This is a genomic window from Paenibacillus sp. EKM10P, from assembly GCF_011800655.1.
GTDB classification, from domain to species: Bacteria; Bacillota; Bacilli; order Paenibacillales; family Paenibacillaceae; genus Paenibacillus; species Paenibacillus polymyxa.
In genome coordinates this window covers 1-1,088 of record NZ_JAALET010000051.1, presented here as the reverse complement: position 1 = coordinate 1,088, position 1,088 = coordinate 1, and the positions used below count along the sequence as shown (strand labels likewise).

The 1,088-nt window shown below is 53.4% G+C and carries 1 protein-coding gene; it reads right to left on the bottom strand.

Translation table 11 applies throughout. The features are described from left to right. The coding region (locus tag HFE01_RS26345) for an AMP-binding protein (RefSeq protein WP_167442899.1) at window positions 1-1,088 on the bottom strand (1,088 nt) is incomplete at both ends.

The following is a 1,088-nucleotide window of genomic DNA, read 5'->3' as shown; positions in this document are numbered from 1 at the left end:
AACAGCTCCCACACCGACACATCGAAGGTGAAGGCCGTCTTTTGCAAGATCGTATCTGCCGCACTCAAGCCATAACGATTATGCATCCACAAAATCCGGTTCAGCACGGAATGGTGCTCCACCATCACACCCTTCGGTTTTCCGGTCGAACCGGAGGTATAAATGACATAGGCGACATGGTGCGGTCCAGCCAGTGGCTCCAGATTCGAGTCATCCTCGTGATAAATATCCTTGCCATCCTGCTCCTGACGATCCAGCACCAGCACCTGGCCGTCGAAACTCAGCGACACTTGCTCCGCCAGATGTGATTGTGTCAGCACCAGCTTCGCTCCCGAATCCTCCAGCATAAAGCGGATACGATCGGCCGGATATTCCGGATCAATTGGCACATAGGCCCCGCCTGCCTTCAGGATCGCATAGATGCCTACGATCATGTCCAGCGAACGGTAAACCAGAATGCCCACAGGCTGATCCGGCTGAACCCCTTGCGCACGCAAGGTCCGGGCCAAACGGTTAGCCCGTTCGTTCAGCTCCGCGTAGGTCAACGACTCTGCACCACACAGTACTGCCACTTGCTCCGGTGTATTCGCTACCTGCTGCTCAAACAGACTGCTTAGCGTCTGATCCTGCGGATAGGCTGCGGCCGTATCGCCCCACACCTGAACGATCTGTGCCTGCTCTTCCGCTGTCACCAATGCCAGCTCATTCACTCGGATATGCGGATTGTCAATAATTTGCTCGATGACATGCAGTACATGTCCCTGCATCCGCTCGATCGTAGACCGATCGTACACATTCGCGTTGTATCTAAACATGATCCGGAAGGTTTCATCTGGCATCACAATCAAGTCCAGATCATAGTTCGTTTGCTCGACAACCTCTACATTCGTAATGTCAAACGCGGATGGACGAACTTCACCCAGCTGCTCGACTTGTTCCTCGACCGGATAGTTCTCAAACACCATAATGTGGTTAATCAGATTTTGCTTCTGCTCGGTCAGCGCCTGAATCTCATACAGCGGGAAGCTGTCATAGACGCCTGAAGCCAGCGCTTGCTCCTGCGTTTTGCGCATGATGTCCACAAACGT